Raw genomic sequence first — 14796 nt, forward strand, 5'->3', positions numbered from 1 at the left:
ATCGCTTTTGATTTATCCACCAAGACAGCAACCAGAATTTTTACAACAAAGAGAACATGAGATGATATTTACTTTGCAGTCTGCAAAGTGTATCCGCTTGGCAATCAACCCATGAGTCAAATCATCTGGATAGCAAGACACGCTAACCGCCTTGATTTTGTTAACCCTGATTGGTTTCTTACCGCCGAACGACGTTATGATCCCCCTTTGTCTGAAGATGGTTTCATACAAGCGAAGCAACTAGCTAACCGTCTCAAGAAAGAAAAAATTGCCCATATTTTCGCTTCGCCTTTCTTGCGAACCGTACAAACGGCAAACGCTGTTGCAGAAGTTCTGGATTTACCAATTAAACTGGAAACAGGTTTAAGTGAATGGCTCAATCCTGCTTGGATGACAGAGGAACCAGAAAGGCTTTCTATTCCTGCCCTGGCTGGACTATTCCCTAGAATAGATACTAGCTACACTCCCCGTATTACTGCTAAATATCCAGAAACTCAACCACAAGTGCGGGCCCGTTCCGGACAAACTGCTAGATGTCTAGCCACAGAATATTCTCCAGACAATATTTTGCTGGTGGGACATGGTGCATCTGTACTAGGCGCGGCTATGGGACTTGTTGGTGAAATTGCTGTAACGGAAGTTAAAGCATCTTTATGTAGCTTAGTAAAACTTGTACGTCAACATCCAGAATGGTTTCTCGAACTCAAGGGAGATACTTCCCACTTAACACAGGTCGAGGAATTTGTTCGGTTTAATTGATGGATATTAGGAGTATGTCACTGGGAAAAAATCAACTACTAACTACTGTAGGGTAGCACAGCTAGCTGTGTACCCCTAGCAATCAGCAACCAGCAACTACCATATATATTTATGACTTTACTACTAGCAGGAGACATCGGCGGCACAAAAACCATTCTGCGAGTGATGGAAGAAACAGAAGCACCTCTTTTACGGACGGTGTATGAACAGCGTTACCGCAGTGGGGATTTTCCTGATTTAGTGCCAATAGTACAGCAGTTTTTGACGGCGGCTAACACACCCATACCGGAAAGAGCTTGTTTTGCGATCGCTGGGCCTATAGTTCACAATACTGCCAAGCTGACTAATTTGGCTTGGTTTCTGGAAACCGAACGTCTACAACAACAACTCGGTATCAATCATGTCTCTTTAATCAATGATTTTACTGCTGTTGCCTATGGCATTCTAGGTTTAGAACCCCAGGATTTTTATACACTTCAACCTGGGAAACCAAACCCTGATGCACCCATCGGGATTATTGGTGCTGGTACTGGTTTAGGACAAGGATTTCTCATCAAACAGGGAAATTTTTATCAAGCTTTTCCTTCTGAGGGTGGACATGCTGATTTTGCTCCTCGTACTGAGTTAGAGTTTCAACTGCTGAAATATCTGTTGGATAAACACGGTATCCAGCGCGTTTCTGCGGAAAGAGTAGTTTCTGGTTTAGGAATTGTTTCTATTTACCAATTTTTACGCGATCGCAAAATTAGCAATGAATCACCAGAGATAGCTGAAATAGTCAGAACTTGGGAACAAGAAGCAGGAAAACCAGAAAAAAGCGTTGATCCAGGTGCAGTCATTGGTAATGCTGCTTTACAAGGAAGCGATCGCCTTAGTGAACAAACAATGCAGTTATTTATAGAAGCTTACGGCGCTGAGGCTGGTAATCTTGCCCTCAAACTTCTTCCTTATGGTGGTTTATATGTTGCCGGTGGGATAGCCCCAAAAATCCTGTCTTTAATTCAAAAAGGTGACTTTTTGTTCAACTTTACTCATAAAGGTAGAATGCGTTCCTTGTTAGAAGAAATACCAGTACATGTTGTAATAAATCAACAAGTGGGATTAATTGGTGCTGCTATTTACGCTTCTAGGTTATAGTATATATACGTAGGATAAGAATGCTCTTTTTACACAAATTTACGGGTGCTTCTAAAGTTTTTGTTAAGCTATAACAAACCTATTATCCTACGTGATATCAGCACGTGTAAAAGCAAAAACTATGACAAAAAGAGTGTTGTTTTCCTTAATTACTATAGCCTTACTATGTAGCGGATTTACTCGTGTCGAGGCGCGTCCCCCCCAGCGCCCCCTTTCCCCAACCAAACCAGCTCCCAATAAACCAATTAAGTCAGAATGGAAGCTATTCACTGCCCCAGATGGTAGCTTTAGTGTCTTAATGCCGGGAATGCCTAAAGCCATTACCCAAACTCAAAAGACCTATATGGGGGAAATAAACTTACAAGTTTTCGTTGGTCAACTAGCTAACCAAGAAGTGGCTTACGTAGTCGCATACAATGACTTTCCCCATAGCTATGGTCAAATGACAAATCCCCAATTAATACTTAACAATGCCCAAACTCTAGCTGTAAAAGCTACCCAAAGTAATTTAATTGGACAACGTAGCATTAATAGTTCAAATGGTCATCCCGGCAAAGAAATTGAGTATATTAACTCTGGTGGGAAAATCACTAAAAACCGAATGTATGTTGCTGATGGACGTTTGTATCAAGTCATGGCGATCGCAACTAAAAAACAACAGAAGACTTTATCTCAAACTATTGATGGATACTTGAATTCTTTCCAGTTAGTTTTGAAAAAATGAGGATTATGATTGACGCAAAGAAGACATTGAAAGTTGGCATTGGGCATTGCAAATAGCCAACAATCAACCACTAACTACTAACAACAGAATAGGTTCAAACGTCAAAGCTGTTGATTTGAAATTCACAAGCCCTAGAAAACTGTTGTGTTACGAATTCCTCAAAACTAACTAATGGCAAACAAGAGGGATTTTTAATCAATTCTTTTGCTAATAAAAAGCCTGCAACTGTCCATGTTTGATATTTTCTTGCTTGTTTGCCTTGCAGTCGCCCTCTTCTACCATCGTAATACTCTGGCCATTCATCATCTTTAAGACGTTCTTGGGCAATTTCAATTGCTCTGTCTGCTAAATATACTCTTTTAGTTTTAATGGCTGCTGCTGCCAACATCCACATTAAAACGGGCCAATTGCCACCGTTGTGATAAGACCAAGGTATATTCTTAGGATCGCAGCCAGTAATAATTCTATATTCTTCATTTTCCAAGGCTGGAAAAGTGATTTTCATCGGCATATCTCCGACTAAGTCATCCCAGCGTTTCTCAATTAAATTCATGATGGCTTGCGATTGTTGTTCGCTAGCAAGATCAGAAATAATTGCAACTAAATTTCCTAATGTGAAAAAGCGGGTATCCATCTGTGATGGGCCAACATTTCCTGCTAGATAACCACCTTGTTTTGGCAACCACCGATCTAATTCAGCATAAGGAAGCGAATCTACATATATATTGAATTCATTAACGGCTTCTTTGCCATACTCTTCACCTTTGTAGCGGTAAATAGCATTGAGACGATTTAAGTCTATCCAGTAATGTTTACGGATATGAGCGCGTAAAATCGGTAAGCGATTATCAATAGCTGTAACAATATCTTGATTGCCTTGGCAAATTAGCAATTCTCGCCCAGCACGTAATGCGGAGTAAAACAGAGATTGTATTTCTAAAGGATGTCCGTATATACCCAAACGACGGTCAATCATACAAGCACCGTCTGGAACCAACAGGGTAGGATACATATCAAAACGTGTCGCTAAGGACAGTTCCATAATCAACCTGATTCCTTGTTGAAAATCGCTTTGATATGCCAATGAATAATCCTGGGTAGCTACTACATAAGCACGTAGCAGAATCATCCACCAAAAACATGAATCTACTGGTGTGACTCTAGCGATTGCATGTTCTCCAAAATCTGCTTCTAAATATTCTTCACCACTTTGAGATACAACTACTTTAAAGCTAGCTGGAATCATGCCTCGACCAGGTTTGTAGGCATCCAATTGATTCTCTTTTGGCTGTAACTTTAAAGTTACTTCTAGAAAGTTACGAACAATTTCTGTTCTACCTTGAATGAGAAATAGTAGACCAGAAGAAACAAAATCGCGAATAAAGCATTGATCGTAATTGAGCGCATCTATTGTACTATCAATGGCGGCGAGTGTCCCAACTGGACGACCTTGATAGTACATAATCGATTTTTCTAAAACTTCCCAAGCTTCTCTTTCTACATTTTCAATTGTTGCCAAATCTTCTAATTGCATCGCCTCAATATCTCCATATAAATTTGTATTTTTCATTCGACATTGAATAAATAAAACTTAATTTATTCCTTACGATATCCTCACCATTATCAACATATTTTTTAATTCAAAAATAAAGATGAATGCTATTTCTAAAAATATTTTCGCTGTTCAAATAATCAATTTTATGATTGGCATTTTTAGCCTGAAAAAATGCATTTCTTGCTATTTTTATTAAAATAGCAAGAAACCTACTTGTTATAACCAAGCTCAATATATCCTTTAACACTTGGAAATTTATCAGGATTTAATTACTTTTTACCATACAAAAACATATATGAGTAGGTATTTAAATTTTTGTAAATTTAAATACTTTTACACCAGAAGTGTCTTTAGCTCTAACTAAATAATTTACTGACACAATAAAAATTATAACGATTTTTCATAATATGCAATAGTAATTTTAAAAATCATTTTTTATATTTAACATAGTAATTAATTTTACTTTTTATCTGCTAATCTTCTTTAGCAACAAAATAAATTAAACTTAATATAGTGCATCAAAAAATACACATCTAATAAAAAACCAACCTATTTTGAAAATAGTTATTTTAAATAAATAACAAATTTAATCATAGATAAATTATCGTCATACATACATTTAAAATCTTTTTGATGATCGGTAATTTTTTTCTTAATTATCCCTTGCTACTTATGCAAAATAGTGGTCTAATAAACCTCTACTAGTCAGCAAGTTTACTGATCAAAGTTTTTTTATGAGATTAGGAAAGAATGCAATACTACACTCGCCAAATAGATTAGAACGAACTTTTAGCTTTTTCGCCCCTTGTTATGGGAATGCGATCGCACACTAAAAAGTTGGTAGATACAAAAAACTAACTAGCTACACAAATGGCTATTCTGAGAAACAACTAGATGAGAGAAGCATATATATTAAAATAGCATATTATTTTGTAGCTATTGTTACTTTTATCATATCAAATTTCAGAAGTACATCAAGTATGGAAAACAACTATTTCCCAAAAATTTTCTTAAATCTTCCGGATAACAACTAAAGTTTGTGTACTTTACAAGCAAAAGGGGTTCGTATAGAAAAACTCCTAGTTCTCTGGATTAAAATTAAAAAATAATAAAGTTAAATCCCGCGACCTAGCAATGTGCGCCCAGCGTGCCTATTTGAAAAATCAAGGGTTGAAAGCCTTTGTCTAGAGGGTTTTGTTGCTTTCGCCATGACTGAGCGTTGCCTGATGCAAGAGTCATCCGATTTTGGATTTTGGATTTTGGATTTTGGATTTTGGATTTTGGATTTTGGATTTTGGATTTTGGATTTTGGATTTTGGATTTTGGATTTTGGATTTTGGATTGACCCCACGGATAAATCCGCTTTCTTGTACCCTGCTCGGAATGGTTGGTCAACAGAATAGAATTGCCTGTGTAGACTTCCAAAAATTTAACCCACCTTGATTTAGTGATATCAATTTCAAGGCTATATAGTTAAAGTACGATTCAACTGACTAATATTTTGATTTGGAGCATTAATTTAGTATTCACAAATCTGGATTAGGTGATAAAAACAAAAAATAAATCAACAAATATCAGCCAAAAGGACGACTTGGAATTCTTTTAGTCCACAAATAGTAAACTTTGGCCAAAAGCCTTGAAAAGTATTTGTGGACGGTTTATATCAACAATGGAAATAGCTCTAATAAGAGTACTAAATAGTGAGACCGAAAAACTCACTTATCTTAACCACAAATCAAATTTAATTAGCTTAAATTAGTTTATCATAAATATTCATTTAATTAAAATTACTTATTCTCGTAGAAAAATACTCCTAATTAACCATATGAGTTTGATTAATCATACGGAAAAATAAAAAATAAACTCAAAAGGAAAAATTGATGCTTAAAGCAGTAGAAACTGTTAAAACTCCTTCAGTAGAACGCTTGCTCAAACTTTGGGCAAAGCGTTATACACTGGATTTTTCTCACGTCTCACTAGACAAGTATATTCATACTAGTTTATTGGCAACCGCTTCACCAGAGGGACGAGCTTTTACATCTGCTAGGTTGATGAAGAATCTATTAGATATTAATTGCCAGATGGGATGTATACAAGCGAAAACTTTTTATAGTTATATCCCCAACATTATAGATTTGAACGAAGCAAGGCTGATAACTCAATTTGCTTTTCGAGTATATAAACAAACACTTGAATTTTATGAAAAAAACTCTCTTCAAGCACATTTATCCATAACAGAAATATTTGAAAGTAATAATATTTCTATATTGGGGATATCGGAAATCACTGAATTAGCCTATTTACTTGAACCAGTATTACTTGTATTTCAAGAGCAACACATAATTTCCAAAGATTGGCGTGCTCTTGGGTTCATGACAACGCAAATAAATTTTACAAATCAGTTAATTCTCAAAAAACTTACGTCAACAGAAAAAATATTACTAACTCCCTACTTAAAATTTGTTGAAGAACAAGTTGCCATACCTTGGCAACTTGTTTGTGCTAGCGCTACCAAGTATGAGGTAGATTCACCGGAATTAAATCTTATAGAACAGATGATGTTAGCTACACCAGAGATAGCTGAGTCGATTTATCGTCAATTGGTGGAGTTATTACCCAATCATTATAGCCGCAGGGGAGAATTGAGTAACCCAAGCATCAAACACTCTTGCCTTCGTGACTTGAATATGTTTCAAGCTTACTTGTGGTTGTGCTTTTTAGAAAAGAGCATGGAATCCATAGAAAGGGAACTTATACCTTTGTGTGTGATGGTTGTCAAGGGTGTAGGTATTAAATGGGAAATGACAGAAAAATGGTGTCAACTCTTGGTAGATGAAATTAGCAGCCACCTGAACGCAGAACAGAAGATGTTATTGTGTCCTTATCTGCAAGAAATGCAACAGCTATTTTTGAGTGAGCGATCGCGCTTGGGTTATAAAGAAGAATTAACTGGCGGTGTTATTTGACAGTTATAGTGTTGCCTACATTGCCAGCATCTATAATTAATTCTTGCCCTATGTTAGTTCGTTAATTATGTCGGAAGAAGATATCCGTGCTACGCGGCTAGAGAAAGTAGAACAGTTTAGACAGTTAGGGATGAATCCCTACGCCTATCGTTGGGAATCTACCCATCACGCAGCGCAATTGCAGGAAAAATTTGCTGATTTAGCCAATGGAGAAGAAGTAGATATAGATGTCGCTGTGGCTGGACGCATTATGGTGCGTCGCGTCTTCGGTAAACTAGCTTTCTTTGATATAGAAGATGAAACTGGCAAAATTCAGCTTTATTTAGACAAAAACCGCATCCAAGCAGGTATGGCAGATATTGATGCTAATGCCTTTAACCATCTCAAACAGCTTACAGATGTTGGTGACATCTTGGGTGCAAAAGGAACAATTAAACGGACTGAAAAGGGCGAATTATCAGTTTATGTTAAAGAATATACAATATTAACTAAATCTTTGTTGCCCTTGCCTGATAAATGGCACGGTTTGACAGATGTAGCTAAACGTTATCGACAACGCTACGTAGACTTAATCGTTAACCCAGAAGTTCGGCAAACTTTCCGCCGTCGCGCTCAAATTACTGCTGGTATTCGTAAATACTTAGAAGAGCGTGATTTCTTGGAAATTGAAACTCCTGTTTTACAAGCAGAAGCAGGAGGTGCTGATGCGCGGCCATTTATTACCCACCACAACACCTTAGATATGGAGTTGTATTTGCGGATTGCCACAGAACTCCATCTCAAGCGATTGATTGTCGGTGGTTTTGAAAAAGTATTTGAACTGGGACGAATTTTCCGTAATGAGGGAATTTCTACCCGTCATAATCCAGAATTTACTACGGTGGAAATTTACCAAGCCTACGCCGACTACAACGATATGATGGCGCTGACGGAAGGAATTATTACCAGCGTTGCTCAAGAAACACTTAGCACATTACAAATTACCTACCAAGGACAAGCAGTTGATTTAACGCCATCTTGGCGTCGTGTTACCATGCATGACTTGGTAAAAGAATATACAGGATTAGATTTCCGAGCCTTTCAAAGCTTAGAAGCAGCCAAAACTGCATCTAAAAATGCTGGATTAGAAAAAATAGAAGATTGTCCTTCTATTGGTAAGCTGCTGAATGAAGCCTTTGAACAAAAAGTAGAGGCTAACTTAATTCAGCCTACTTTTGTAATTGACTATCCCGTCGAAATATCGCCCTTGGCAAAACCGCACCGTTCCCAGCCTGGTTTGGTGGAACGTTTTGAATTATTTATTGTTGGACGCGAAACAGCCAACAGTTTCTCAGAACTTACAGATCCCATTGATCAACGCCAACGCTTAGAAGAACAAGCAGCCCGCAAAGCCGCAGGTGATTTAGAAGCCCAAGGAGTAGATGAAGACTTCCTGACAGCCTTAGAATATGGAATGCCTCCCACTGGAGGTTTAGGTATTGGCATTGACAGGTTAGTAATGTTGCTAACTGACTGTGCTAGCATCCGAGATGCGATCGCCTTCCCCTTACTCAAGCCAGAAAAATCTGAACAAATCGGGGAATAGGGGATCAGGGATCGGGGATCGGGGGAACAAGGGAAGGGGAACAACTTCTCAGTTATCAGTTATCAAATTAAACTGGAAACTGGTAACTGTTAACTGATTCATGCCCGATCCCCAACCCTCAATCCCCAATCCCCGATCCCTAACTGATAACTGATAACTGTTTCAACGTATGGCAGGACATAGTAAATGGGCAAATATTAAACGCCAAAAAGCAGTAGTGGATGCCAAAAAGGGTAAGACATTCACCCAACTTTCACGGGCGATTATTATTGCTGCTAGGAGTGGTATTCCAGATCCAGCAGGTAATTTCCAACTGCGAACAGCGATCGACAAAGCCAAAGCGGCGGGTATTCCCAACGAAAATATTGAAAGGGCGATCGCTAAAGGTGCGGGAACTTTTGCAGGTGATGGATCTCAGCTTGAAGCTATTCGTTACGAAGGTTATGGCCCTGGGGGCGTTGCTGTTTTAATCGAAGCCTTGACAGACAATCGTAATCGTACCGCAGCTGACTTACGCACCGCCTTTAGCAAAAATGGCGGTAATCTTGGTGAAACAGGATGTGTCAGTTGGATGTTTGATCAAAAAGGCGTTTGTATTGTTGAGGGAGTAGAAGATGAAGAAAAACTTTTAGAAGCATCCCTAGAAGGTGGTGCGGAATCCTACGAAATGACTGATGAGAAAACTGCTGAGGTTTTTACTGAGGTGACAAACTTAGAAAACCTCAACCAAGCCCTTAAAGAAAATAATTTTCAGGTGACAGACGCCGAACTACGTTGGATTCCAAGTAACAACGTCGAAGTTAATAACCCAGAACAGGCGCGATCGCTACTTAAATTAATAGATACTTTAGAAGGCTTGGATGATGTGCAGAACGTCACCGCCAACTTTGAAATGTCAGAAGAATTAATGGCTGTCATGTCTTAGCTTAAACTGCAATAAGAATTTCACATTAATTACACAGTACCGACATATTAGTTTGAGATATTGATATTGTTGATGACCAAATGTTAGTAACAGGTAGTGCCAAGCAACCAACAACTAACCATTAACAACCAATAACAAGTAACTTTATCTTACTCTTCAACACACTTAAACACGGTTTTTACCCTACTGCGTATCTCATGCACCAGTAGGGTTTTTATTTAATTAGTTGTTAGTTCTTAGTTTTCCTCCGTGTCCCCCTTCCCTTGTCCTCTACGGCGCGATCGCGTAAAAATAATAATTAAAACGCTGTAATTTGTCTTAACAATGGTGCAAGCACAGCTTCCACAAACTTTTTCCCCTAAGCAGGTAGCTACAAGCAAACGGGAATACGACTATGATTTGGTCATAGTCGGTGGCGGAATTATCGGCCTTACCCTAGCCTCTGCTTTTAAAAACTCAGGATTGAGTATCCTGCTGATTGAAGCAAAACCAGAATCCGCAGCAGTAGCCAAGGGACAAGCCTACGCCGTACACATGCTGTCGGCGCTAATTTATCAAGGTATTGGAGTCTGGGACAAAATCTTACCTCAAATTGAAACTTACCGCCGTGTCCGGCTTTCTGATGCTGATCACCCAAATGTGGTGGAGTTTACCACAGCAGACATCAATAAACAAGATTTGGGTTATGTGGCGGAACACCAAGCACTGTTGTATCCTCTGCGCGAGTTTGTCAAAGAATGTCCAAATGTGACTTATTTGTGTCCAGCAGAAGTAATAAATACTCATTATCACCAGGACATAGCCACAATAGATGTCAAAGTCGCCGGAGAAATGCGGACAGTCCGTAGCAAATTAGTAGTAGCTGCTGATGGTTCGCGATCGCCTATTCGCCAAGCTGCTGGAATTAAAACTCATGGTTGGAAATACTGGCAGTCTTGTATTGTGGCATTTGTCAAACCGGAAAAACCACATAATCATACTGCCTACGAAAAATTTTGGTCTAGTGGCCCCTTCGCAATTTTACCTTTGCCGGGAAATCGTTGTCGCATTGTCTGGACTGCCCCCCATGAAGAAGCAAAAGCCTTGTGTGCTTTGGATGATGAGCAATTTCTCACACAATTAAGTCGGCGTTTTGGTAATCAGCTGGGTAAGTTGGAATTGCTTGGCGATCGCTTTATTTTTCAGGTACAACTGATGCAGAGCGATCATTACGCCCTACACCGATTAGCTTTGGTGGGTGATGCAGCACACAATTGTCATCCCGTGGGCGGTCAAGGTTTAAACTTGGGTATCCGCGATGCAGCAGCTTTAGCCCAAGTGATTCAACAAGCACATCACACTGGTGAAGATATCGGTAATATCAAAATCCTCAAACGCTACGAACGTTGGCGTAAAAGGGAAAACCTGACTATTCTAGGTTTTACAGATTTATTAGATAGAGTCTTTTCTAATACATTTTTACCCGTAATGCTAGTTCGTCGTCTTGGTTTATGGGTAATGCAGCGAGTACCAATATTGAAAATATACACTCTCAAATTGATGATTGGCTTGAAAGGACGCACACCCGAATTAGCCCAACGTCATATAGCATTCCTAAATCATTCGTGAACAACAATATCCCCGACTTAGGGGTAGCTGGTGAATAGGGGATCTGGGGGTTTGTAGAGACGTTGCAGTGCAACGTCTCTATTTTATTTAATTTTTTACTATGTTACTGGAGTTTTTACTTAGATAATCATACTTAAAAAGCATTCTTTTTTTTACTCCATAAAAGTAAAAAATAATACTCGTGCGATTAAGTTGCAAGTATTAAATTTTACTCAAAATTTACTTGCAAAGCACTGACATTAAGACAATCCAAGGAGAAAATTCAGATAGAAGCGCAATCTCTACCTGGAATGATTTTCAGGAAAAATTTGCTGAATTAACCGAAAACCAGGGTTGTTTGGATTGATTTGTTATGCGGATTTTAATTTACTCTTATAACTACTACCCAGAACCAATAGGGATAGCCCCCCTAATGACTGAATTAGCAGAGGGACTCGTTAAACGAGGGCATCAGGTACGTGTAGTGACTGCTATGCCAAACTACCCAGAACGTCGAATCTACGACGGGTATAAAAAAAAGTTGTATCTGACCGAATATAAAAATGGCGTTCAAATTCAACGCAGTTATGTTTGGATTCGCCCTCAACCCAACCTCCTAGATAGGGTGTTACTAGATGCGAGCTTTGTTATTACAAGTTTTCTACCAGCCTTGAGGGGTTGGCGTCCAGATGTAATTCTTGCAACTTCACCATCTTTACCTGTGTGTATTCCAACAGCCTTATTGGGATGGTTACAGAATTGTCCTGTGGTATTAAACCTTCAAGATATATTGCCAGAAGCAGCGATTCATGTTGGCTTGATAAAAAATCAATTACTTGTTAAAGCCTTTACAGCATTAGAAAAATTTGCCTACCACACTGCGACTAAAATTAGTGTCATTGCTGATGGATTTGTAGAAAATTTGATAGATAAAGATGTAAAAGCGAATAAAATTGTACAAATTCCCAACTGGGTTGATGTCAATTTTATTCGTCCTTTACCAAAAGAAAATAACTCTTTCCGCAGCGAGCATCAACTAAATGATAAATTTTTAGTTTTATATTCTGGTAACATTGCCCTGACTCAAGGCTTGGAAACAGTAGTAAAAGCTGCCTCTACGTTGCAACATATTCCAGACATTAAGTTTGTGATTGTAGGAGAGGCAAAAGGTCTACAAAGATTACAGCAAGAATGCCAAAACTGTGGTGCAGATAACGTTTTATTGCTGCCTTTTCAACCCCGTGAACAATTACCAGAGATGTTGGCTGCTGCTGATGTTGGTTTGGTAGTGCAAAAGAAAAATGTGATATCCTTCAACATGCCATCCAAAATTCAAGTTTTACTTGCCAGTGGTAAAGCATTAATTGCATCTGTACCTGATAACGGTACTGCTGCAAGAGCAATTAGACAAAGCGGCGGCGGTGTTGTCGTCCCTCCAGAAGATCCCCATGCTCTAGCCAAGGCAATTTTGGATTTGTACCAACACCCTCAAAAAGTTAAAACTCTCGGCTATAACAGTCGCCAATTTGCCGTTGAACAATATTCTTTTGACCAAGCTTTAAATCATTATGAGTCTTTGTTCTACACAATGATTGCTGATAGTCCAGCAATTGAATCCGCTGTTGTTTCTAAGCAAGAAGTTAAAATCAGTTAACAATGATTGGTTATCAGTTATCAGGGATTTGTGTTGACGCCGATACCAAATGCCTCAAGTTTAGAGTCGATATTTACCAAGATACGCTCATGATTCTCTTATTTGTTGCTATTTATACAATGAAATTATATAAATATTGTACAAATAGAGAATAATATACCTTGAATACACTAAAAAATTAATGGTTTTTCTCAAAAATCTTGAAGCAAATCTCATTATTTCCATACTTTTTATACATACTCTGAGCATGAAGGTTCTAATGGAAGGAATTCATGCATCTTGACAAAACTAAAGTTGAAGCTTGGACTGATTTTACATAATCAACTATTTGACACTGCGTAGCAGCTTACAATAATCTGTCAAGTTTAAGGAGTAAAAAGGAAAGCAGCCGATATTACCTGTTGTTTAACAACCAAGAAAACACTATCCAAGTCTTGACCTGACTAGGCAACAAACTTCAAAATAGTACTGAGCCTAGATATTTATTAAGTACGAGTCTTTCTGAATAAAGCTGTTTGTGGGGAGATTCCAGGCTCAGGCTAATTAGCCCATGAGGGAAGAAACGTTGTAAAATTTACCAAATTCTACTAACCAATGATTGTTTACAAAGCGATTCCAGAACATACTGAACCTAAAGCCCGTAAATATAGTCTTCACTCTTTTGCGAGTAATACAGCTATTTAGGGAAAAACTGTGTCGATAACTTGTAGTTAGCTTAAGCAACTAATGCAGGTGCTTGATAAAATATCATCTTATTAGCAAGCAAAATCACCCGTTCATTCAAATATTGGTCAGTTTAAGGATGGTATTTGGCTTTATTCAAAACCACATGATGAACTTTCAAACAAGAATGAGATCATGAACACCATTCGCGAGGGACAAATTCAGGAAGGTGACAAAAAACATTTTAGACTTTCAGTCAACTTCGTTGACCAAACACTTGAATTTGCTTCTTCACCAGATTTAATGAATACAGATTTTTGTATTTTCCATAAGTTTGTGGTATTCAACTAAATTTCAATTATGAACAAAAAATGGGCTGTTAAGCGGATTACTGTTAACTTGGCATCAAACGAAGCCAATAAGCTTGAAAAATACTGTGATCAGACAGGTAGAGCAGCAACGGATGTGATTAGGGAACTCATTCGAGCTTTACCGATGACTAGACCGGAGCAGCATTAGAACCAGGTTTAGTCTTGAGATTAATGATGATTTTGGCAAACTAGTTTTTGCGTCAGGCAGGATTTTCAGTCTCTTGCAAGTGCACTAGCCAGTAATTAATAGATTAGAGATTCCTTAGTCAGCTAATAGACTAAGGAATCTCTACAATTTTACTCTACACTGATTAGTTGTATGTTTTCCAGATAACATTTAAGGAAATATTTTGCTATTTTACTGAAATTTTCTGAACTTAGATTACCCAACTCGTATAAAGTGGCTAGGATTCTTGCAAAGACTGGAATTTTACAATTCGGCGTGAAAAATTAGGTTATGGGCAACTCTTGAATGAGTTCCCGAACTATGTCCGTTGCTTCTTTTCCCGTCCAGTCACAATGTTGTTCAAGTTTTCTAACTTCATCTGGTGTCAATTCAAGCGTTATTTGTTTCACTGATGCTTTTTTACTGGGTGTTGCAAAAATTGGAAATACATTTGCACCTGTTTTGTTCATTATTTTTATACTTCATTATTTAAGATGATTTAGTATTGCCAATCCAGAACCATCTTTACCAGTGAAAATCTAGTTTTTGAGATTTAACTTAAGATTTTTAATTATTCTATTTAATATTTATAAAGCACAAGCACCAGATACAAAAAAATTACTGGTAGCAAGTTGAACATAAAACTATATGCACAAATCCTGATGATTAAAGTTTTGGAAGCTTATTTGATGTATTTTAATATA

Annotated in this window: 12 protein-coding genes; 10 read left to right on the top strand and 2 right to left on the bottom strand. The window is 38.1% G+C overall.

Annotated elements, in window-relative coordinates:
* Positions 1-111: 111 nt before the first annotated feature.
* The 3 genes from ACE1AT_RS25650 (at position 112) to ACE1AT_RS25660 (ending at position 2620) form a co-directional block, all read left to right on the top strand.
* On the top strand, positions 112-759 hold the full coding sequence (locus ACE1AT_RS25650; RefSeq protein WP_374873549.1) for a histidine phosphatase family protein: 648 nt from the start codon (positions 112-114) through the stop codon (positions 757-759).
* Positions 760-870: 111 nt separating this feature from the next.
* Positions 871-1896 carry a glucokinase gene (locus ACE1AT_RS25655; protein ID WP_374873551.1) on the top strand — a complete coding sequence of 342 codons (1026 nt, stop codon included), beginning with the start codon at positions 871-873 and terminating at the stop codon, positions 1894-1896.
* 121 nt (positions 1897-2017) lie between these two features.
* On the top strand, positions 2018-2620 hold the full coding sequence (locus ACE1AT_RS25660; protein WP_374873553.1) for a hypothetical protein: 603 nt from the start codon (positions 2018-2020) through the stop codon (positions 2618-2620).
* Between the two features lie 94 nt (positions 2621-2714).
* Here ACE1AT_RS25660 and ACE1AT_RS25665 read toward each other — a convergent pair whose 3' ends face one another.
* Positions 2715-4154 carry a glycoside hydrolase 100 family protein gene (locus tag ACE1AT_RS25665; RefSeq protein ID WP_374873595.1) on the bottom strand — a complete coding sequence of 480 codons (1440 nt, stop codon included), beginning with the start codon at positions 4152-4154 and terminating at the stop codon, positions 2715-2717.
* A gap of 1901 nt (positions 4155-6055) precedes the next feature.
* Between ACE1AT_RS25665 and ACE1AT_RS25670 the strand changes: the two genes are divergently transcribed.
* From ACE1AT_RS25670 to ACE1AT_RS25700, 7 genes are all read left to right on the top strand, one after another.
* Positions 6056-7141, top strand: a complete 1086-nt coding sequence (locus tag ACE1AT_RS25670) for a hypothetical protein (RefSeq protein ID WP_374873554.1) — start codon at positions 6056-6058, stop codon at positions 7139-7141.
* Positions 7142-7208: 67 nt separating this feature from the next.
* Complete coding sequence (gene lysS / locus ACE1AT_RS25675; protein ID WP_374873556.1) at positions 7209-8726, top strand: lysine--tRNA ligase; 1518 nt, start codon at positions 7209-7211, stop codon at positions 8724-8726.
* A 169-nt stretch (positions 8727-8895) separates the two neighbouring features.
* Positions 8896-9651 (top strand): YebC/PmpR family DNA-binding transcriptional regulator, encoded by a 756-nt coding sequence (locus ACE1AT_RS25680; RefSeq protein ID WP_374873558.1) that lies wholly within the window; start codon positions 8896-8898, stop codon positions 9649-9651.
* 324 nt (positions 9652-9975) lie between these two features.
* Positions 9976-11259 (top strand): FAD-dependent hydroxylase, encoded by a 1284-nt coding sequence (locus ACE1AT_RS25685; RefSeq protein WP_374873560.1) that lies wholly within the window; start codon positions 9976-9978, stop codon positions 11257-11259.
* A gap of 352 nt (positions 11260-11611) precedes the next feature.
* Positions 11612-12892 carry a glycosyltransferase family 4 protein gene (locus ACE1AT_RS25690; RefSeq protein ID WP_374873562.1) on the top strand — a complete coding sequence of 427 codons (1281 nt, stop codon included), beginning with the start codon at positions 11612-11614 and terminating at the stop codon, positions 12890-12892.
* Positions 12893-13750: 858 nt separating this feature from the next.
* Positions 13751-13906, top strand: coding sequence for a hypothetical protein (locus tag ACE1AT_RS25695; protein ID WP_374873564.1), 156 nt, complete (start codon positions 13751-13753; stop codon positions 13904-13906).
* Positions 13907-13915: 9 nt separating this feature from the next.
* Positions 13916-14074 carry a hypothetical protein gene (locus ACE1AT_RS25700; RefSeq protein WP_016865305.1) on the top strand — a complete coding sequence of 53 codons (159 nt, stop codon included), beginning with the start codon at positions 13916-13918 and terminating at the stop codon, positions 14072-14074.
* Between the two features lie 302 nt (positions 14075-14376).
* Here the strand turns inward: ACE1AT_RS25700 and ACE1AT_RS25705 are convergent, their stop codons facing one another.
* On the bottom strand, positions 14377-14562 hold the full coding sequence (locus ACE1AT_RS25705; protein WP_374873566.1) for a CopG family transcriptional regulator: 186 nt from the start codon (positions 14560-14562) through the stop codon (positions 14377-14379).
* Between the last annotated feature and the right edge of the window lie 234 nt (positions 14563-14796).

It is taken from the genome of Pelatocladus sp. BLCC-F211, from assembly GCF_041928655.1.
GTDB lineage: Bacteria > Cyanobacteriota > Cyanobacteriia > Cyanobacteriales > Nostocaceae > Pelatocladus.

What these genes read in the sequence shown, in the direction of transcription:
- ACE1AT_RS25685 (WP_374873560.1), top strand. Translation starts at nt 9,976, where the DNA reads ATGGTGCAAGCACAGCTTCCACAAACTTTTTCCCCTAAGCAGGTAGCT.
- ACE1AT_RS25690 (WP_374873562.1), top strand. Translation starts at nt 11,612, where the DNA reads ATGCGGATTTTAATTTACTCTTATAACTACTACCCAGAACCAATAGGG.
- ACE1AT_RS25660 (WP_374873553.1), top strand. Translation starts at nt 2,018, where the DNA reads ATGACAAAAAGAGTGTTGTTTTCCTTAATTACTATAGCCTTACTATGT.
- ACE1AT_RS25695 (WP_374873564.1), top strand. Translation starts at nt 13,751, where the DNA reads ATGAACACCATTCGCGAGGGACAAATTCAGGAAGGTGACAAAAAACAT.
- ACE1AT_RS25650 (WP_374873549.1), top strand. Translation starts at nt 112, where the DNA reads ATGAGTCAAATCATCTGGATAGCAAGACACGCTAACCGCCTTGATTTT.
- lysS (WP_374873556.1), top strand. Translation starts at nt 7,209, where the DNA reads ATGTCGGAAGAAGATATCCGTGCTACGCGGCTAGAGAAAGTAGAACAG.
- ACE1AT_RS25705 (WP_374873566.1), bottom strand. Translation starts at nt 14,562, where the DNA reads ATGAACAAAACAGGTGCAAATGTATTTCCAATTTTTGCAACACCCAGT.
- ACE1AT_RS25665 (WP_374873595.1), bottom strand. Translation starts at nt 4,154, where the DNA reads ATGCAATTAGAAGATTTGGCAACAATTGAAAATGTAGAAAGAGAAGCT.
- ACE1AT_RS25655 (WP_374873551.1), top strand. Translation starts at nt 871, where the DNA reads ATGACTTTACTACTAGCAGGAGACATCGGCGGCACAAAAACCATTCTG.
- ACE1AT_RS25700 (WP_016865305.1), top strand. Translation starts at nt 13,916, where the DNA reads ATGAACAAAAAATGGGCTGTTAAGCGGATTACTGTTAACTTGGCATCA.
- ACE1AT_RS25680 (WP_374873558.1), top strand. Translation starts at nt 8,896, where the DNA reads ATGGCAGGACATAGTAAATGGGCAAATATTAAACGCCAAAAAGCAGTA.
- ACE1AT_RS25670 (WP_374873554.1), top strand. Translation starts at nt 6,056, where the DNA reads ATGCTTAAAGCAGTAGAAACTGTTAAAACTCCTTCAGTAGAACGCTTG.